An 18,183-nucleotide genomic window follows, 5' to 3' on the forward strand; every position below is an offset into this window, starting at 1 on the left:
TGTACTATAAAACCTCATTCATGCAAAACAACTATAATTTTTTTTGAATTCGATAAACATATGCTAGCACTTCTGCGACTGCTTTAAATAAGTCTTCAGGCACTTCATCTCCGATATCTGCTTGTGCATAAAGAGCTCTTGCCAATGGACGATTTTCTACTGTCATTACCCCGTTATTTTTCGCTACATTAATTACCTTTAACGCGATATAGTCAACCCCTTTTGCTATCACAACTGGTGCATCCATGTTTCCATCATCATACTTCAGTGCAACCGCATAGTGGGTCGGGTTTGTAATAACAACATCAGCTTTCGGCACTTCTTGCATCATTCTGCTCATTGCCATTTGCTTTTGTTTTTCTTTTATTTTTGATTTAATAAGGGGGTCACCCTCTGTCTTCTTATGTTCGTCCTTCACATCTTGCTTAGACATTTTAATATTTTTTTCATGATCATATTTTTGATACATATAATCTAAGACTGATAGAAAAATTAATAGAAAGGCTACAGACAACCCCATAATTACTGTTAAGTTACCGATTAGCCTAACACCTTCTCCGACTGAATAAAGGCCAAGCTTTAAGATTTCGTCAAAAAAGATCCAAATCACAGTAAAGGTTACCATGCCAACTAAAGTGATTTTAAGCATGGACTTTAAAAATTCCACAAGGGCACGAACAGAGAAAATTCGTTTTGCACCTTTAATTGGATCGATCTTACTTAACTTCATTTTGATAGCTTCAGGAGCAAACAAAAAGCCAACTTGCAAATAATTACTAAATATCGCAGCAAGCATTGCCACAAGCATGATTGGAGCAACAATTACCACGGCTTGAAATGTGTAATTCAGAAACAAAGAATAAACATTATTCTCCGTTAAATCTAAGAGTAAATATTCCTCATACGTAAAACGCGCGATCCCAAACATTTGCTCTGTAGCAAAGCTTCCGATAAACCAAAAGAACAAAAAGACAAATAATAAAATAAATGCAGTATTCACATCTGAACTTTTGGCAACCTGCCCTTTTTTACGTGTTTCTTGCTTCTTTTTCGGTGTTGCCTTTTCTGTTTTCTCTTGTGCGAAAAATTGTAAATCGAGGGAAAGATACATCCCTTAAACCCCTCCATACAACTCCATCAATGTCCTCATCGTTAGTGTCATCGTTTCTATTAAATATTGAACTAATACGAAAAACGGTGACATGACTAAAAAGAGAATGATAAAGCCTGCTAGAATCTTAAGAGGTAACCCTACAACGAAGACATTCACTTGTGGAACCGTACGGGATACCATACCTAAAGCAATATCTACTAAAAAGAGTGAACCTACTACAGGCATCCCCATTTGGAAAGCAATAATGAACATCGTATTAAAGCTTGTAACAACATGAGAAATGACAGATTGATCACCTAATGGAATAAACATTTGTTCTAATGGAATGTATTCATAACTGAAAAACACACCGTCAAGTAATAAATGGTGAGCATCTGTTGCAAGTAAAAACATTAATGCAAATGTATATAAATATCCCCCTGTCAAAGGGGCTTGTGCACCTGTTTGTGGGTCGATGACGTTAGCAATCATAAACCCCATTTTTATATCAATAAAACCACCAGCCACTTGTATCGCGTATAAAATAATCGTAGCCACTAGGCCTACAGTTAATCCGACAAGGGCTTCTTTAATGATTAATAAAAAATACTCATAGTTTATTTCAAGAACTGGCCAATCACCTGTGAAAAAAATGATCCAGCTTATAAAAACTCCGATCCCAATTTTAATTTGAGCTGGGATATTTTGATACGAAAAAAAAGGTAACGTTACTAAGAATGAGGTGATACGAACGAAAATTAATAAAAGCGCAGGAAACCAATCAAAAAATTCCAACATCGCTCTACCCTACAAACTGATGTAAGTTACTATAAATTGATTGCGCAAACGCAAGGACTTGTGAAAGCATCCACGGTCCAAAAACGATTAGCGCAATAAGCACCCCTACAATTTTTGGTATAAATGCTAAAGTTTGCTCTTGAATCTGTGTTGTCGCTTGAAAAATACTAACAAGTAAGCCAAGGCCTAAAGCTGTAATTAAAAGTGGAGCAGCGACTAAAATCACAGTAAAGACGCCTCGTTCGGCTAAAGCAATAACCATTTCTGCACTCATTTGAATCACCCTTTAAAAACTTAGTAGTAATGACCTGACCACTAAATGCCAGCCATCTACCATTACAAATAAAAGTACTTTAAATGGTAAAGAAATCATTACTGGTGGTAACATCATCATTCCCATAGACATTAATACACTGGCTACAACCATATCGATAACTAAAAAAGGAATAAATATCATAAAACCAATTTGAAACGCTGTTTTAAGTTCACTGATCGCAAAAGCAGGAACTAAAGCTGTTAATGGAATATCATCTAACGATTCCGGTCTCTCTAAACCGGCATATCCCATAAATAATGCTAAATCTTTCTCTCTCGTATGCTGTGCCATAAATTCTTTCATCGGTAAGGCAGCTGCATCAAAAGCTTCTTCTTGTGTGATCTCACCTTCAAACATAGGCTGCAGAGCTTCTTCATTTACATCAGCAAAGACAGGAGCCATAATAAAAAATGTAATAAATAATGCTAGACCAATTAACACTTGGTTGGGAGGCATTTGCTGGGTTGCAAGCCCTGAACGAACAAAGGAAAGAACGATAACAATTCTCGTGAAACATGTCATGAGTATAAGGATACTGGGAGCAATAGCTAATACAGTTAATAGTAATAATAGCTGAACAGTTGCAGTTAGATTTGCAGGATCATCACTAAAAATATCTAGTGCTGGAATTTCTACCATCTGTCTTTCTCCTTCAATGATGAATGTACTTTTTCTTGTGAGTCTTTTACTTCCTTCATCTTACTATCTAGAAGTGAATGAAAGGATTGATGAGTTTCATTTCCAGAAGAACCTTTATATCGATCTTGAACCCAGTTCGTAATTTTTTTAACCGGTTGTTCGATTCCTTCAGTCGGACGATGTTCTTCAATAATTTTTTCGATTTCTTCCTCGTCTTCAATCTCTTTTAACAACTGTACTGTCTCACCAACACCAACTACAAAAAGCTTATCTCCAATTCGAACGAGCTGGATTGAACGGTTTGCTCCTAAACCGACACCGCCAATGCTCTCAATTGTCGAGTGACTTCGAAAAGACTTCGACCTACTATTAACAAACTTTAACAAACCATATATAAGAAAAATAACAACACCTAAAGCTAAGAACATTTGTAAGGATAGTAAGAACAAATTTTGATCCTCTACCCCACCCACAGCAGTTGTATCTTCATCATCTTCTGCAAGTGCTTCAGTTTCCTCCATTACTTCTTCTACGGGCTGTTCATTTGTCTTTTCACTATCTTCATCAACGGTTTCATTGTCTTGGTTTAGTAACCATTCATCTACAGAACCACCGCCATCACCGAATGATTCAGCGTAAGGTTCTGAAGGTATGAAAATAGTAAAAAGTAATATAAAGATAAAGATGGCTTTTACATAGACTTTCAAAGGTATACACTCCTTTGAAGCGATATTATCCTAACGTTTTGTTAATCGCTTCTAACACACGGTCCGCCTGAAACGGCTTTACGATAAAATCTTTTGCACCAGCTTGAATAGCATCAATAACCATTGCTTGCTGTCCCATTGCAGAGCACATAATCACTTTTGCATTTGGGTCATGTTTACGAATTTCTTTTAATGCAGTAATTCCGTCCATTTCTGGCATTGTAATATCCATTGTGACAATGTCTGGAGAATGTTCTTTATACAAGTCAACAGCTTGAGAACCATCAGCCGCTTCTCCAACAACGTCAAAATCGTTCTTTGTTAAAATATCTTTAATCATCATTCTCATAAATGCTGCATCATCTACAATTAAAACTTTAGCCATTATTCATATCCTCCTATTATTTGCATATTTTACTTTAATTTATTTAAACGATCTCTTGGACTAACAATGTTTGTAACTCTTACTCCAAAGTTTTCATCAATTACTACAACTTCTCCATTGGCAATTAATTTTTTGTTGACCAAAATATCTACAGGTTCACCAGCAAGTTTGTCTAATTCAATGATTGAACCTTGGCTTAACTCTAAAATATCTTTAATAGACCTTTTTGTTCTTCCTAATTCCACTGTCACGTCTAATGGAATGTCTAAAAGCATGTCCAAATTTTTTGATTCAGTCTCTGATAAAGATGGTTCTTCAAAATTCGTAAATGCCGCTGGCTGTACACTTGCAGAGCGCTCTGGTTGCTTAGGTCCTGAGGATAGGTACTGTGCTTCATTTCTTTCATTTTTTTCAGTTACATGCTGCTGTTCTTCATATAATGGCTCATTAGATGGCTCTTGCACGTTTAACTGATTTACCTCGTTCGTAACATTAGAAGCTGACTCCGGTGGTTGGACATTGTCAGCCTGACTTTCGTGAGCCTCTACTGAACTTTGTTGGTCGTCTCCATCTGGGTTCATTAATTGCTCGACCATCGCCTTTGCAAATGGAACTGTAACGAGTTGCATAATTTTTGAATCGATTAAGTTACTAATTTTTAAGTCAAAAGAAATTTGAACGAGTATATCATCTTCAGGTAGATCAACATTATCTGGATCTTCTCTTAAATTTAATAGATCAATATCTGGTGGTGAAATATCGACACGCTTATTAAAGATCGTAGACATCGAAGTTGACGCTGAACCCATCATCTGGTTCATCGCCTCTTGAACGGCGCTGATTTCCATTTCGGTTAATTCTTCATTTACATTGGTCCCGTCATTTCCAAGCATTAAATCTGCAATAACAGCTGCATCTTTTGATTTAATAACGAGTAAGTTCTTTCCTGTAAACCCTTCTGTATATTGTACAGATACTGCGACATGAGGTTGTGGAAACTCTTGGTCTAAATCATCATACTTAACGACAGAAACTCGCGGTGTCGTTATATCGACCTTTTGATTTAAAAGGGTCGACAACGCTGTTGCTGCACTTCCAAATGAAATGTTTCCTATTTCCCCCATAGCATCTTGTTCAATGCCTGATAAGTAGTTTTCAATTACAAGTTCTGAAGATGTCTCGTCAGTTGATGTATCATCGTTATCCATACCTTCTAATAAGGCATTTATTTCTTCTTGAGAAAGCATATCATCATTCATCTTCATCACCCTCCTCTTCAATGATGTCAGTGATTTGTACAGCTGCATTTTGTTTTACTTTTCCAGGTTGTGCTTCATATTTCGGATGGTTTCCTACTCTGACAAGTAAAGGATCTTCAATCAGCTGGTCTAGTTCAATAATGTCCCCTTTATCTAATTGGAGAAATTCATTAATTGTAATTTGTGAATTTCCTAATTCAACAACAATATCTAGTGGGGCTTTTTTCACATTTGCTTCAAGGGAATAAATTTCTTCTGGTTCTCGCTCTTTCTTTTTGGTTTGCATCCATAAATGAACAGATAATTTCGGTAAAATAGGTTCAATAACGACGTGAGGGATACATAAGTTAATCATCCCAGAAGTCTCCCCTATTGTCGTTGATAATGAAATGACAACGACTGTTTCATTTGGAGATACAAGTTGTAGAAATTGTGGGTTTACTTCCAAGTCGTCCATAGATGGGTCAATTTCTTCTATCGATTCCCACGCTTCTTGCAATGTATCTAGCGTTCTTTGAAAAAGCTTTGTCATAATTTTTGTTTCAATTTCAGTTAAGTTCTCAACCTTATTTAACGCTTCTCCTTGGCCACCTAACATTCGATCAAGCATTGCATATCCAACGTTCGGGTTGATTTCCATCACGAATCGTCCGTCTAGTGGGTATGGCTCAAATACACTTAATAATGTCATTTTCGGAACAGAGCGAATAAACTCATCGTATGGTAGCTGATCAACTGATGCAACATTAATTTGTACAAAAGTTCTTAACTGTGCCGAAAGTTGTGTCGTCAAAATTCTTGCGAAATTCTCGTGTATTCTAGTAATACTTCGAATTTGATCTTTTGAAAAACGGAGAGCTCTTTTAAAGTCATAGACTTTTACCTTTTTTTCAGTTTCTTCTTTCTTTAGTTCATCTGCATCCATTTCACCTGTAGATAATGCAGAAAGGAGGGCATCAATTTCTCCTTGTGATAATACATCTGTCAAAGAGCCTCACCTCTCTTTATATTTCTTACTGCCCTAGACTATTGAATAACTAAATTTTTTAAATAAACTTTTTCAACATGCCCATCTTGCATCACTTCATTAATTCTTAAGCGGACTTGTTCTTCTAACCCTCTGATCCCTTCAGAACCTTGAAGGTCACTTCCCCTTAAATCAGAAAGTTCTTGTATAATAATATTTTTTACTTGGAAGTCTCTTTTTGTAAATTCATCTTTCGCGCTTCGGTTATCAAGTTGAACAACAAACTGCGTGCGGACGATATTATTAGATAATAAGTTCGTCGTAATCTCCTCTGTTTCAGCAGATACTCTTAATACATCATCAATTGTCGGTTCCTCATGAGCATTCGTTTGTTGAAAAAACTGTGTGTATAACACAAGGGTTAAAGCGCCTATTAAAGTTAACGCCATCAACATAATCAGCATGATGTTAACTAAACGATTTTGAAACATTGATTAACCCTCCTTCTCTCGAAGGTCAGCCGTACTTTTTACAGTTAGTGATGATAGACCAACCTTTTGATAAAACGATTCTACTTTTTGTGCTACTTCTAATTCTGTTTCTTTTACGACAAGCTTCTTTCCATTTATTAACGTAATCGTTGTATCAGGAAATGCTTGGATTTGTTCAATATATAGTGCATTTAAAGTGAACGGTTGTCCATTTAACCTTGTTAATTCAACCATTGTCATTCGGTGTTTCGTTAACACCTTGCCCCCTTCATAAAAAGCATGATTCGACTAGTGGTGGCGAGAAGAGTAAGGGCGGGCTGACATAGTGTGAGCTTGACACTATGTCTCCCTACTTACAACTGATCTATCGTTTTAAGTTTACAAGCTCTTGAAGAATTTCATCTGATGTTGTAATCATTCTCGTGTTTGCTTGGAACCCACGTTGTGAAACAATCATTTCCGCAAACTCTTCTGATAAGTCAACGTTAGACATTTCAAGAGCTGCCCCTGTCAATGTGCCACGACCACCATCACCAGCAAAACCGAGTTGCGGCGCTCCTGAGTTGTTAGATACTGCATATAGGTTATCTCCAGATTTTGAAAGACCACCAGGGTTATTGAAATTCGCTAGGCCAATTTGACCAAGTAAACGAACTTCGCCGTTAGAGAAAACACCGTTGATTTCACCAGTTTCGGAGATATTATAACTTTCAAGAGTACCGTCCATGTTACCATCAACATTACTTATGTCTGCAGTTGTATTACGAGCAAACTGAGACATTCGTGAAAGATCTATATCAATTGCTAAATCATCTGACCCATCAGTACCACCAATAACTAGTTGGTCAATGTCAACATCATTGAATGATCCATCGTTATTAAAAGATAAGTCACTTGCTAATTCAGTGAATGTATATTCATTTTCATCTTCATCAAATAATAATGAGCCTACTTGCCATTCATTTTCACCTGTCTTTTGGAACACTAAGTCAAGGTCATGTACCCTTCCTAAAGAATCAACGACTGAGTATGGAACCACCGTACCAGAACCTTCAATTAAATCACGAATTTCTTGTTCCGAATAATCGTTATTACCTAATGCAGTTCCAGAAACATAATCAGCATTTAAATTACCCCTAAATTGGGCATTCCCTGTTGCTTGTGGTGCCATTAAGCTACCCGCTGTGATTTCTAAATCACCAAAACCTGCTCCCTCATCAATATTTCCATCGCCATCTACTCCGTAACCTTGAACACGCAAACCGTCAGAGTTTACTAAGTTTCCTTGTTCATCTAAGTAAAAGTTTCCGGCACGTGTGTAGTAAGACTGATCTCCATCGTTGACTACGAAGAATCCGTCACCAGAAATCCCCATATCTAAATCACGACCAGTTGTTTGAAGTGATCCTTGTGTATGAATCGTATCAATAGAAGCTAAGCTACTACCAAGACCTACTTGTTGAGGATTTGTACCTCCTCGGTTATCTCCAGCTGTACTAGCACCAGAGAGTTGTTGACTAACTAAATCTTTAAAAGTTGTACGACCTTTTTTAAAACCAAATGTGTTTACGTTTGAGATATTATTTCCTATAGTATCGAGCTTTGTTTGGAAGTTTCTCATTCCACCAATCCCTGAATACATTGAACGTAGCATAATGCTTGTCCCCTTTCATAAATCTTTTTTTTATTGCTGCTTCTCTCGTTCCACAGCACCCAGCTTCCTTTCGGTCCAGCTGTTTTCTTCTATGAATCAATTAATATCGCACCATTAATATTTGTAAATAATTGTGAACTTGCTTCTTCACGGTCCATAGCCGTAATAACTGTTTCATTTTTGGCACTGACTACTAGTGCTGCATCACCCGTTACAACTAAAGAATCATTTACACCCTTTTGTTTTGCTTCTTTTACTTTTGAGTGGATCTCTTCCCACATTTCTGGCTGGATGTGAATCCCTCGGTCTTGCAATCGTTTTTCTGCATGTTTACTAATTTTTAATTCAGTCCCTTTTTCAATCGAATTATTTAACACCGACTGGAAGGAAACTGCAGGTTTTGACTGTTTCGTTGTTGGCTTTAACCCCGGCTTCGGTAACGCTTGTTGCAGGTGATGGGGCATAATTTTATTAGCCATAATCCTCACCTCCAAATACTATTCAGTGATATTCGGTAAAGATACTGATTTAATATCTTTCGTTGAAACAGTATGTTCACCATTAATAATTAAGTTGGCTTTTCCATCCTTAAAAACCACTGATGTTACAATTCCATCGATAAGCTCTTTCCGTTTGCTCCCATCTTCCATTTGCACGTCATGTTCCCATTCAACGTTCTTACCGATTAGTTCGCTATGAGAAACAAATTGGTCATGTTGTTGTTGGTTAACAAGCTTTTGCATCGCTTCACTCATGTTCGTCATTTGTTCTAATGAAGAAAATTGCGCCATTTGAGCGATGAACTCCTTATCTTCCATTGGATTCATAGGATCTTGGTTTTGAAGTTGTGTCATCAGAATTTTTAAAAATGCGTCTTTATCTAAATCAGCATTTCCACTTGCTTGTTTTCTCTTTTGGTAATCTTGTAAGTATAAACTATCCGTAATTGTATTAGGCATCGTCATCACCTTAAACTTCCATATTTATCGTTTCTTCTAAAAAGTCGGCAAAGCTTTCTTCTTCAGACGGCTCATCCTTATTTTGGTCATCTTTTGAAGGTTCCTCATGATTTGCAGACTCATCATTCGTTTGATCTTTTAACGAATTTTGTTGAGAGCTCTGCTGTTGCGTTACTTCTATACGATCTACTTGAATTTGCTGTGTTTGAAAAGCATTTCGTAAATGTTGTAACTGACCTTCTATTAGATCCCTAGCAACGGCAGTCGTTGTCATCATTTTTGCAACAAGAACACCATTAATTTGCTGGATGGTAATATCTAACCTGCCAAGAGATTGCGGGTGCAATTGAATGTTAAGTTGTTGAATACCATTTCCTAAGTTTTGAAACTGGCTACGTGCTAAAATGTTTTGAAATTGACGTAAAAACTGCTGTTCAGAAGGGCGATCTGCTTGTTGTTCACCTGCATGAACGACAAATTGCTGTAACCTGGACATGTGATTATTTGACATATCTAAGTTCATTGACAATCCTGCTACTGGCTTTGTAGAATCACGTTGTGCTAAATGTTGCTGATAGGCTTGTTCTGCGATTCTTTTTTCATTCATTTGTTGAGTTAATCTTCTTAACCATTCTTCTGCTCCACCATTACGTTGTTGTACCGATTGATCCCCTTTTAAAAACTTCTCAAGGTTATTTGCAAGCTTCTCAGTCATCTCACGTACTGACGAAAAATTATTTTCTGATTGCATTATTGGAAAAACTGTACTAAGCATTTGTCTTACGTTTTGGATCTGGTCTTGTTTAAAACTCAAGCCACTTTCTTTTTCGTGATAATTCAGTGCCATTAACAGTGCTACTATGTGTAATGGATCATCAGTAAGATTTTCTGCTTCAATTAACTCTTCAATAGGGATTTCACTTTGAAAAAGTTCTTCTATAGCCAGTTGAACGTCTTTTGGAAATAGATCTAGTAATTGTTGACTCTCATCTAACTGAAGCATAATTTCCTTTAAATACCCTTCTTCAAAAGGTATCTCTGTAATTAGCTCCCCTAGCAGATCAACTATTGCTTGTGGATCAATAATCTCACCACCGAATTCACTAAGTAATTCCTGCAATGATTCTTTCCCACTTTGATCATTTAATATCTCCTTAAGTGAATGCAAGAAACCCTTTCCTTGTGACTCGCTTTTATTTACATTTGATTTCGTTGGTGAACTATTAAGTTGCTGCATAGCGGGCGTTAACCCTAACATTTCGTTCATTTTTTCACCCCCTTTCAAGCTAGTAACTATTAGTTAGAAAGATCACTAATGATTTCTGCCGCTCTTTCTGCATCCATTCGGCTTAAAATTTGTGATCTAGTGTCCACACTCATTAATCGTAAATACATTACTGCTTCTTCATCTGATAATTCACTGATTATATTAGCAGCTCGAGATGCTGTCATATTTTCGATCGTTTGAACAACATCATTCACACCGGTTCGCTCATTTGGAGATTCTTCTTCACTTTCTTCAATTTGGATAAGTGATTCAATTTCTAATTGTAATTGGTTGATCTCCTCATCTTTCATCGACAGTTCATACTCTAATTGTTCAATCTGAGTGAGATAATTTTCATTTTCATGTTCAAGTTGTACAAATCTTTCTTCCATGGATGATTCATCTTCATCTTCTACTTCACTATCTATAAAAGGCAATGCAGAAAAAGCCTGCTGTACATTCTCACTTACATTAATGCCCATATAATAGAGTAAGACTAACGCTAAAATGATAGCAAAAATTGCTGGGATAAAAACGACCATAAAGAACATTTGAAGTTTGTTTGTTTTTTTGTTTTCGCTCATTTGTTGTTCACCTTATTTCATGCTTCAAAAACTGTTGAACAGAAATCTCATCAAGGAATTTACTCTCTTTTTCTTTTTCTAGCTGTATATACCGTTGATGTTTTCGCTCTTTCATTTTTTCATATTTTTTCACATCTATTGATTTGAACATTAAGAATTGCTCTTGATCATTCATTCGACTTCTTGCTCTTTGTGTTTCTAGCTGAAGTTTATCAATCTCTTTTTGCAAGTGAGAAATTGTTTGCTGTGTTTGTTGGATAGCAGAGATCGAAGTACCTGATTGAATTTTTTCATTATAAAAAGCTTCTAAGTCCTCTTTTTTTTTCAGCAAATGATAAAGGTCAGTTGCAACATCTTCGAATTGTTTCATCGCTTCACTATACTTTGATTCTGCTTCTGACTTTTCATGTTCTTTCACTTCTAACACTTTTTGTAGTCCGAATTGAAAACTCAAGATGTTCCACCTCTTCCAAATTCATTTACTAACTTAGCTACTGATTCATCAAATGTAATATGTTCATCTGTACCTTGCTTAATATAATCAATAATTTTTGGGTGTACTTTTATCGCTGTGTCAACTTCTTTATTTGTTCCTCTTTTATATGCCCCAATACTAATTAAATCTTCCGAATCAGTATAAACGGCCAGCATATGTCTTAAATAATCAGCTGAAGATCGATGGTTTTTCGAAACAATATCGTTCATAATTCGACTGATACTTGTTAAAACATTGATAGCAGGGAATTGACCTTTGTTTGCTAACTTTCGATCAAGTACTAAGTGGCCATCCAAAATTCCTCGAACTGCATCGGCAATTGGTTCTGATAAATCGTCACCATCAACTAACACTGTATAAAAAGCGGTGATTGATCCGTGCTCATTCGTTCCACTACGTTCTAATAGACGTGGGAGTATCGCAAATACAGATGGAGTATACCCTTTTGTCGTTGGCGGTTCTCCTACTGCTAAACCAATTTCACGTTGGGCCATCGCCACTCTAGTCACCGAGTCCATCATAAGTGTGACGTTTTTACCTTGGTCACGATAATATTCAGCAATTGCGGTTGCTGTCATAGCCCCTTTAATTCGCATTAAAGCCGGTTGGTCGGATGTTGCCACAACCACGATCGTATTTTTCATCCCTTCAGGGCCTAGGTCTCGTTCGATAAAGTCACGAACTTCTCTTCCTCTTTCACCAATTAATGCGATAACATTCAAATCAGCTTCAGAATTCTTTGAGATCATCGCCATAAGCGTACTTTTTCCAACTCCACTTCCAGCAAATATTCCAACCCTTTGACCTTTACCAACCGTGAATAAACCATCAATCGCTCTAACACCTAAACTTAATGGATCACTGATACGTGGACGATTTAATGGGTTTGGTGGTTGGTTATCTGTCGGATATGAAAACGTATGGTTGTCAAAACTTGTACCATCAAACGGTCTTCCAAGTCCGTCTAGAACTTTCCCAATTAAACTAGAACCCACTTGAATTTCTAATGGTTTATATGTTGCCTCTACTAATGAGCCTGGTGCAATTTCTTGAATATGATCAAAAGGCATTAGTAATACATTTTCCCCACGGAATCCAACAACTTCAACTTTTATCTTTCGCTGAGGGTGACCACCTACTAGTATGTGACAAATATCTCCTACAGAAGCTTGGGGTCCTTTCGATTCAATCATTAAACCTACTACTTGAGAGACCTTCCCATAATGCTTATACGTATTGATTTCATTAATGTGTGGTATTAGATCACGAATGTTCATGTTGATCTCCTGATTTTAATAATTCATGAAGAGCAGTTTTCATTTCCGTTAATTGACTATCAATAGATGCATCGATCTTTCCGAAAGGTGTTTCAATAATACAGCTGTCTTCGTTAATCGATGCATCAGGGTAAATATAGAGTTGCCTAGTATTTAAAGCAATTTCCTTAATCTCTCGCTTGTTCTTTAAAGTTCGTTCATAACAGTTTGGCGGAACGTAAATTTTCACTTCTTCTTGTTCACGAACTTCTGTAACAGCTTCTTTTACAAGCTGAAGAAAAGCATCAGGATCTTCATCAATAGTTTTCCCTATGATTTTTTCTGCAATATTTAAGGAAAGATCTAACATATCACTCTGGCTATCGCCGATTTTGGAGATATAGTCTTGCTTTGCTTGATCAATTATTTTTTGTGCTTCAACGATTTTTTGATCATAAGCTTGCTTTCCTTTAATTAATCCTGCTTCATATCCTTCTTTTTCTCCAGCTTGTTTTGCTTTTTCAAAACGTACTTCCGCTTCTTTTGCAATGTTATTTTCATATTCAGCAATTTCTTTTTTCTTTGCATCAATTTCAAGCTGCGCTTCTTCTATTAATTCCTCAGCTTGTTGTTTAGCTTCTAATAATATATTTTCACGTTCGACTTCATTTTGTTTCCCTGAATATTGTTGTTCGGCTTGTTCATTCATTTCATCATGTTCTATAGAGGGATCATTTTCATCATTGTTTGTATATAAGCGTCGGACACCTATTGTTTTTACCGAGTCTTCGAGCTTATTAGCGTAAGCTGATTTAATTAATTTAGACAATGATATCATCTCCTCCACCACGTGCGATGACGATTTCACCTGCTTCCTCAAGGCGACGAATGATGGCTACAATTCTTGTTTGAGCTTCTTCTACATCACGAAGTCTAACTGGACCCATAAATTCCATTTCTTCCTTAAATGTCTCTGCCATTCGCTGTGACATATTGTTGAAGACAATTTCTTTCACCTCATCACTAGCAACTTTTAATGAAAGCTGCAAATCTTCATTTTCTACATCACGGATTACGCGCTGAATGGAACGATTATCAAGGGTGACAATATCTTCAAAGACAAACATTCTCTTTTTAATTTCTTCAGCCAATTCAGGATCTTGAATTTCTAGTGCATCTAAGATTGTTCGTTCCGTACTTCTGTCGACACTATTTAACACTTCAACAACAGCTTCAATACCACCAGCTTGTGTATAGTCTTGAGTGACCGTTGCTGAAAGTTTTCGTTCTAATATTGCTTCTACTTCATTCACAATTTCAGGAGAAGTGCTATCCATTAATGCAATTCGCTTAGCAACCTCTGCTTGCACTTCTTGTGGTAATTCAGATAAGATCTGACCTGCAGGTTCACTATCTAAATAAGATAAGATTAGTGCAATTGTTTGTGGATGTTCATTTTGAATAAAGTTTAAGATTTGACTTGCCTCAGCTTTTCTCGCAAAGTCAAAAGGCCTCACTTGAAGGGTGGAAGTCAGGCGATTTATAATCTCCATCGCTTCTGACTGACCCAACGCCTTTTCTAGAACGTCCTTAGCGTAGCCAATTCCGCCCTGTGTAATATAATCTTGTGCAAGTGCCATTTGGTGAAATTGATCTAACACTTCTTCTTTTGTTCCTGTATCCACCTTACGTACACCAGCAATTTCTAACGTTAACTTTTCGATCTCTTCTTCTGTTAAATGCTTATAAACTTGAGCTGATACATCGGGACCTAGAGAGATGAGTAATATAGCGGCTTTCTCTCTTCCCGTTAAATCTTTTTTCTTTGCCACTTACATTTTCACTCCTTAGTCCTCGGAAAGCCATGTTCTAATTAATTTAGAAAACTCTTCTGGCTTATCTATCGCTAGTTTTTCTAATTGTCTACGTCTTGCCTTTTCTTCTGTATCTGCCTCGTCCTCTAAATCTGGAACGTCTACAGTGGCAGCTTGGTCGTGGGTGACAGAACCTTCTTCTGACTTACTTCTGCCTTTCAGTAGTAAGATAAGCAAGATAATGACAAGTAATGTTAGTGCGCCTAAAGCAAAATACCACCACGGCGTACCTGTTTCTGGCTCTTCAAACTCTACTTTTCCATAGAATGGTTGTGATGACACATAGATTCTATCTTCCACATCGTTAGGTCCCCATTGTGCTGTTACATCACCATCAATCGATGTTCTAACAATTTGTCCTAAAATTTGCTGAATATCATCGAGTCGATCAGGTGGTAAAGAAGCAGGGTCTTCAGGATCTGGCGGTTCAACCATAACTTGAATGCCGATATCGCGAATTTTATATGGACTTTCAACAATATCTCGGTGAATTCGATTCACTTCATTATTTATACGCTCTTCAATTAATTCGTAATCTCCAGCTCCTCCACCGGCTAACCCTGGGTATCCTGGGACGTCTGTTTCACCAGTACCTGGTACTCCACCTTCTTGAGCACCTTCTCCAGTAAATGTCTCTGTAATACGTTCAACACTTACAGCAATACCTTCCATATTGTCTTCATCAACTGCTGTAATAAGCTGTTCTTGACGGTTTTCTTGGGTGAAGTCTAAATCTGTTGTCACTGCTACTAAAACTTTATCAGGGCCCATCATCGTACCGAGCATTTGCTGGATTTGCCTTTGTATGTCCCTTTCAACATCTCGTTGAATTTTTCGGTGCTGTTCGTACAGAGAAAGTGTTGTATCTCCTCCCATTGAAGGGTCATCGTGGAGCTCTAAGTAATTAAACATTTGGTCCATAATGACAATGTTTTCAACAGGTAAATTAGGAACACTTTTTGATACAAGATGGTGTAAAGCTCTGACTTGACTTTGATCTAGCGAGATACCAGGCTGTAAATTTAAAACGACAGATGCAGTTGCTTGATCTGGTTCATCCGAGAGCCAAATGCTCTCTTCAGGAAGTGTAATCATAACTTGAGAAGATTGTACTCCATCAACATTGCGGATCAAATCCTCTAACGTTGTTTGAATAGCAGCTCTTTCTAATAAGCTAAACTCATTATCTGTCGTTCCAAACCCCATATTATCTCGGAATGTTCCGTAATCAATTCTTCCCGATTGAGGAATTCCTTCTGCAGCTAAATCAACTTTTAATTCATCAACCATCGTTTCTGGCACTAAGATCGTCGTCCCGTCATTGGTGATTTCTGATGAGATCCCTCTATTGTCCAGAGTGCCTTTTATTTCTCCAGTCTCTTGTGGGGTTAAGTTCGTATATAAAGGAACATGATTTGTTCTTGCCCCAAACCAAACTAAAGATAAAAATAAGAGGAGGACGATGATTATAGATCCGACTAGTAACCCTTTTTGGTTCGTTGTTCTTGATCGCCAAAATTCAATTGTTTTATCTTTATAATGTATAAACTTTTCGTTCATGTTTCCTCCCACACCACTGCTATTTAAATCGTCCTAACTAACTTATCTACTAAATTTTCTTTTAGAAATATGAACGGATGACAATGGAACAAAAATTATTTGAAGTTTTACTTAAAGATTTAAAAAAAGTTACCGATAAATTTAATAAGACCGACAAAAAAATAGTAGTTGTAACGTATTTATGTAATGCAAGATTAAAAGACGTTACAAACAAAAAGGGTCGTTCATATTTAAAGTTAAACTTGCATTCTCATAATCTCTTGATAAGCTTCAACAGCTTTATTACGTACTTCGACTGTTGTTTGTAATGAAATACTAGCCTTTTGTCCTGCAATCATGACATCGTGCAAGTCGACATTTTCACCACGAGCTAACTTTCCAGTCATTTTTTGAGAAGTTACTTGCGCTTGGTTTACGTCTTTGATCGCATCGTTTAACCAGCCTTTAAAGGAATCCTGTGCCTTGTGAGGCGCCACTTTCGGTTGAGTTGCATTTGTTTGTGTTGGTCTCATAATATTTGTCATTGATGAAATATTAGCGTCCATGTTTTCACCTCATAATCATATTTATCTACCGATTTCAAGTGCCTTTAACAACATATTTTTATGACCATCTAATGCTGTAACGTTGGCCTCATAGGATCTTGTTGCACTCATTAGATCTATCATTTCTTTTAACGGATCAACATTAGGCATTTGAACGTAACCATCTTCGTTCGCATCAGGATGGTTTGGTTGGTACACTTGTTTAAATGGTGTTTCATCTTCAATGATTTCACGCACTTTCACACCATTACCTGGTCCATCATTTTTACCTATGGCACGGCTAAGGTGTGATGTGAATGATGATGAGTTCGGCTCCATAACAACCATCTTCCTTCTGTAAGGCTGCCACTCGCCATCTACCATTCTACCTCTCGTTGTATCTGCATTAGCCATATTCGCTGAAACAACATCCATTCTAAGTCTTTGAGCAGTTAATGCCGAAGCGGATGTATTCATCCCATGAAAAATACTCATTTCCTATTACCTCCCTTGCCCTAGAACCGTTCGAATGCTATTAAAACGACCATTCATTCGATCAATCAAAGCATTGTAATAAATTTGATTTTGTGCGTGCTCAGCCATCTCCTGATCAATATCAACATTGTTACCATTGTGGTTATACATTGTATTGTTACGCTGAACTACATTCGCAGCTTCTCCACTTGCATTCCTACCAAATCCGATATGTCTAGCATCCGTTCGATGAGCTTGTAATTTCGCATTTGATGCACGTTCAAGCTCATGAGAAAACACAGTCTTTTTCGCTTTATAATTTGGTGTATCAACATTTGCTATGTTTTGTGCAATCGTCTTCTGTCTTGTCATAGAAGCAGATAGCCCTTTGTGTAGCAATGAATTCGTCGAATTGTCGATAATATTCATGGCTTATCTCTCCTTATCCCCTATAATTCGTCAATGTTCGTCTTTTTTCCACACCATAAGTATTTTATAGAATAAACAACTAATTGTCTAACTGTCATAAAAATTGTATATAGTTCGATAAAAAAGACCTAATACCACTTATGAAAATAGTCTATAAATAGTACTTTTGACCATGTGGTTAAAAATTGTCTGAGTTTTCTTAAGCATATTAAAGTACTTATCACCGTAATAGATTTTAACACATTTTTCGACAAAAATGCCCGCTGTCAGGTAAAACAGTAAAAAAGTTTCATTTATTTTGGTTCATTTACCGATTTTTCACGAAAGTGTTTATATACTGGAGGTAAATTAAAGCATATATATACTTCTCAAAATAAGAAAAGCTTTTAAGTCACAGTTTTTATAAGAGTTTATAATATGCTGATATTACAGAGCGAGAGGGTCTTATTAC

Annotated in this window: 23 protein-coding genes; all 23 read right to left on the reverse strand. The window is 36.9% G+C overall.

Annotation, left to right across the window (positions count from 1 at the left end; all coding sequences use genetic code 11):
• Positions 1-31 precede the first annotated feature (31 nt).
• A complete protein-coding gene (flhB, locus tag LGQ02_RS12635; RefSeq protein WP_226514729.1) occupies positions 32-1,111 on the reverse strand; it encodes a flagellar biosynthesis protein FlhB in 1,080 nt (359 codons plus the stop codon).
• Between the two features lie 3 nt (positions 1,112-1,114).
• Positions 1,115-1,891, reverse strand: coding sequence for a flagellar biosynthetic protein FliR (fliR, locus tag LGQ02_RS12640; protein WP_226514730.1), 777 nt, complete (start codon positions 1,889-1,891; stop codon positions 1,115-1,117).
• A 4-nt stretch (positions 1,892-1,895) separates the two neighbouring features.
• A complete protein-coding gene (fliQ, locus tag LGQ02_RS12645; protein ID WP_226514731.1) occupies positions 1,896-2,165 on the reverse strand; it encodes a flagellar biosynthesis protein FliQ in 270 nt (89 codons plus the stop codon).
• Positions 2,166-2,177: 12 nt separating this feature from the next.
• Positions 2,178-2,846, reverse strand: coding sequence for a flagellar type III secretion system pore protein FliP (fliP, locus tag LGQ02_RS12650; protein ID WP_226514732.1), 669 nt, complete (start codon positions 2,844-2,846; stop codon positions 2,178-2,180).
• Positions 2,840-3,553, reverse strand: a complete 714-nt coding sequence (locus tag LGQ02_RS12655; RefSeq protein WP_226514733.1) for a flagellar biosynthetic protein FliO — start codon at positions 3,551-3,553, stop codon at positions 2,840-2,842. The genes fliP and LGQ02_RS12655 overlap by 7 nt, the downstream gene beginning before the upstream one ends.
• Positions 3,554-3,578: 25 nt before the next feature.
• A complete protein-coding gene (locus LGQ02_RS12660; RefSeq protein ID WP_404802352.1) occupies positions 3,579-3,938 on the reverse strand; it encodes a response regulator in 360 nt (119 codons plus the stop codon).
• Between the two features lie 29 nt (positions 3,939-3,967).
• Positions 3,968-5,197 (reverse strand): flagellar motor switch phosphatase FliY, encoded by a 1,230-nt coding sequence (fliY, locus tag LGQ02_RS12665; RefSeq protein WP_226514734.1) that lies wholly within the window; start codon positions 5,195-5,197, stop codon positions 3,968-3,970.
• A complete protein-coding gene (gene fliM, locus LGQ02_RS12670; RefSeq protein WP_226514735.1) occupies positions 5,190-6,185 on the reverse strand; it encodes a flagellar motor switch protein FliM in 996 nt (331 codons plus the stop codon). Before fliM ends, fliY begins: the two co-directional genes overlap by 8 nt.
• Before the next feature lie 38 nt (positions 6,186-6,223).
• Positions 6,224-6,655: a flagellar basal body-associated protein FliL gene (fliL, locus tag LGQ02_RS12675; protein ID WP_226514736.1), complete on the reverse strand. Its 432-nt coding sequence runs from the start codon at positions 6,653-6,655 to the stop codon at positions 6,224-6,226.
• A 3-nt stretch (positions 6,656-6,658) separates the two neighbouring features.
• Positions 6,659-6,889 (reverse strand): flagellar FlbD family protein, encoded by a 231-nt coding sequence (locus tag LGQ02_RS12680; RefSeq protein WP_226518307.1) that lies wholly within the window; start codon positions 6,887-6,889, stop codon positions 6,659-6,661.
• A 130-nt stretch (positions 6,890-7,019) separates the two neighbouring features.
• Complete coding sequence (locus LGQ02_RS12685; protein WP_226514737.1) at positions 7,020-8,309, reverse strand: flagellar hook protein FlgE; 1,290 nt, start codon at positions 8,307-8,309, stop codon at positions 7,020-7,022.
• An 89-nt stretch (positions 8,310-8,398) separates the two neighbouring features.
• A complete protein-coding gene (locus LGQ02_RS12690) occupies positions 8,399-8,788 on the reverse strand; it encodes a TIGR02530 family flagellar biosynthesis protein (RefSeq protein ID WP_226514738.1) in 390 nt (129 codons plus the stop codon).
• A gap of 18 nt (positions 8,789-8,806) precedes the next feature.
• Positions 8,807-9,268, reverse strand: coding sequence for a flagellar hook assembly protein FlgD (gene flgD, locus LGQ02_RS12695; RefSeq protein ID WP_226514739.1), 462 nt, complete (start codon positions 9,266-9,268; stop codon positions 8,807-8,809).
• A gap of 10 nt (positions 9,269-9,278) precedes the next feature.
• The gene (locus LGQ02_RS12700) at positions 9,279-10,535 is read right to left on the reverse strand and encodes a flagellar hook-length control protein FliK (protein WP_226514740.1); all 1,257 of its coding nucleotides are present in this window, start codon (positions 10,533-10,535) and stop codon (positions 9,279-9,281) included.
• A 29-nt stretch (positions 10,536-10,564) separates the two neighbouring features.
• Positions 10,565-11,119: a MotE family protein gene (locus tag LGQ02_RS12705; protein ID WP_226514741.1), complete on the reverse strand. Its 555-nt coding sequence runs from the start codon at positions 11,117-11,119 to the stop codon at positions 10,565-10,567.
• Between the two features lie 7 nt (positions 11,120-11,126).
• On the reverse strand, positions 11,127-11,573 hold the full coding sequence (gene fliJ, locus LGQ02_RS12710) for a flagellar export protein FliJ (protein WP_226514742.1): 447 nt from the start codon (positions 11,571-11,573) through the stop codon (positions 11,127-11,129).
• Positions 11,570-12,892 (reverse strand): flagellar protein export ATPase FliI, encoded by a 1,323-nt coding sequence (gene fliI / locus LGQ02_RS12715; protein ID WP_226514743.1) that lies wholly within the window; start codon positions 12,890-12,892, stop codon positions 11,570-11,572. Before fliI ends, fliJ begins: the two co-directional genes overlap by 4 nt.
• Complete coding sequence (gene fliH / locus LGQ02_RS12720) at positions 12,879-13,700, reverse strand: flagellar assembly protein FliH (RefSeq protein WP_226514744.1); 822 nt, start codon at positions 13,698-13,700, stop codon at positions 12,879-12,881. Before fliH ends, fliI begins: the two co-directional genes overlap by 14 nt.
• A complete protein-coding gene (gene fliG, locus LGQ02_RS12725) occupies positions 13,693-14,703 on the reverse strand; it encodes a flagellar motor switch protein FliG (RefSeq protein WP_226514745.1) in 1,011 nt (336 codons plus the stop codon). Before fliG ends, fliH begins: the two co-directional genes overlap by 8 nt.
• A gap of 15 nt (positions 14,704-14,718) precedes the next feature.
• Positions 14,719-16,305 carry a flagellar basal-body MS-ring/collar protein FliF gene (fliF, locus tag LGQ02_RS12730; RefSeq protein ID WP_226514746.1) on the reverse strand — a complete coding sequence of 529 codons (1,587 nt, stop codon included), beginning with the start codon at positions 16,303-16,305 and terminating at the stop codon, positions 14,719-14,721.
• A 236-nt stretch (positions 16,306-16,541) separates the two neighbouring features.
• The gene (gene fliE, locus LGQ02_RS12735; RefSeq protein ID WP_404802353.1) at positions 16,542-16,850 is read right to left on the reverse strand and encodes a flagellar hook-basal body complex protein FliE; all 309 of its coding nucleotides are present in this window, start codon (positions 16,848-16,850) and stop codon (positions 16,542-16,544) included.
• A gap of 21 nt (positions 16,851-16,871) precedes the next feature.
• Complete coding sequence (flgC, locus tag LGQ02_RS12740; RefSeq protein WP_226514747.1) at positions 16,872-17,324, reverse strand: flagellar basal body rod protein FlgC; 453 nt, start codon at positions 17,322-17,324, stop codon at positions 16,872-16,874.
• Positions 17,325-17,330: 6 nt separating this feature from the next.
• Positions 17,331-17,732 carry a flagellar basal body rod protein FlgB gene (gene flgB / locus LGQ02_RS12745; protein ID WP_226514748.1) on the reverse strand — a complete coding sequence of 134 codons (402 nt, stop codon included), beginning with the start codon at positions 17,730-17,732 and terminating at the stop codon, positions 17,331-17,333.
• Positions 17,733-18,183 lie beyond the last annotated feature (451 nt).

It is taken from the genome of Bacillus shivajii, assembly GCF_020519665.1.
GTDB lineage: Bacteria > Bacillota > Bacilli > Bacillales > Salisediminibacteriaceae > Bacillus_CA > Bacillus_CA shivajii.

Excerpts from the sequence above, each read along its gene's own strand:
- flhB (WP_226514729.1), bottom strand. The coding sequence starts at position 1,111 with ATGTATCTTTCCCTCGATTTACAATTTTTCGCACAAGAGAAAACAGAA.
- fliR (WP_226514730.1), bottom strand. The coding sequence starts at position 1,891 with ATGTTGGAATTTTTTGATTGGTTTCCTGCGCTTTTATTAATTTTCGTT.
- fliQ (WP_226514731.1), bottom strand. The coding sequence starts at position 2,165 with ATGAGTGCAGAAATGGTTATTGCTTTAGCCGAACGAGGCGTCTTTACT.
- fliP (WP_226514732.1), bottom strand. The coding sequence starts at position 2,846 with ATGGTAGAAATTCCAGCACTAGATATTTTTAGTGATGATCCTGCAAAT.
- LGQ02_RS12660 (WP_404802352.1), bottom strand. The coding sequence starts at position 3,938 with ATGGCTAAAGTTTTAATTGTAGATGATGCAGCATTTATGAGAATGATG.
- fliY (WP_226514734.1), bottom strand. The coding sequence starts at position 5,197 with ATGAATGATGATATGCTTTCTCAAGAAGAAATAAATGCCTTATTAGAA.
- fliL (WP_226514736.1), bottom strand. The coding sequence starts at position 6,655 with ATGTTTCAAAATCGTTTAGTTAACATCATGCTGATTATGTTGATGGCG.
- LGQ02_RS12680 (WP_226518307.1), bottom strand. The coding sequence starts at position 6,889 with ATGGTTGAATTAACAAGGTTAAATGGACAACCGTTCACTTTAAATGCA.
- LGQ02_RS12685 (WP_226514737.1), bottom strand. The coding sequence starts at position 8,309 with ATGCTACGTTCAATGTATTCAGGGATTGGTGGAATGAGAAACTTCCAA.
- LGQ02_RS12690 (WP_226514738.1), bottom strand. The coding sequence starts at position 8,788 with ATGGCTAATAAAATTATGCCCCATCACCTGCAACAAGCGTTACCGAAG.
- flgD (WP_226514739.1), bottom strand. The coding sequence starts at position 9,268 with ATGCCTAATACAATTACGGATAGTTTATACTTACAAGATTACCAAAAG.
- LGQ02_RS12700 (WP_226514740.1), bottom strand. The coding sequence starts at position 10,535 with ATGAACGAAATGTTAGGGTTAACGCCCGCTATGCAGCAACTTAATAGT.
- LGQ02_RS12705 (WP_226514741.1), bottom strand. The coding sequence starts at position 11,119 with ATGAGCGAAAACAAAAAAACAAACAAACTTCAAATGTTCTTTATGGTC.
- fliI (WP_226514743.1), bottom strand. The coding sequence starts at position 12,892 with ATGAACATTCGTGATCTAATACCACACATTAATGAAATCAATACGTAT.
- fliF (WP_226514746.1), bottom strand. The coding sequence starts at position 16,305 with ATGAACGAAAAGTTTATACATTATAAAGATAAAACAATTGAATTTTGG.
- fliE (WP_404802353.1), bottom strand. The coding sequence starts at position 16,850 with ATGGACGCTAATATTTCATCAATGACAAATATTATGAGACCAACACAA.
- flgC (WP_226514747.1), bottom strand. The coding sequence starts at position 17,324 with ATGAGTATTTTTCATGGGATGAATACATCCGCTTCGGCATTAACTGCT.
- flgB (WP_226514748.1), bottom strand. The coding sequence starts at position 17,732 with ATGAATATTATCGACAATTCGACGAATTCATTGCTACACAAAGGGCTA.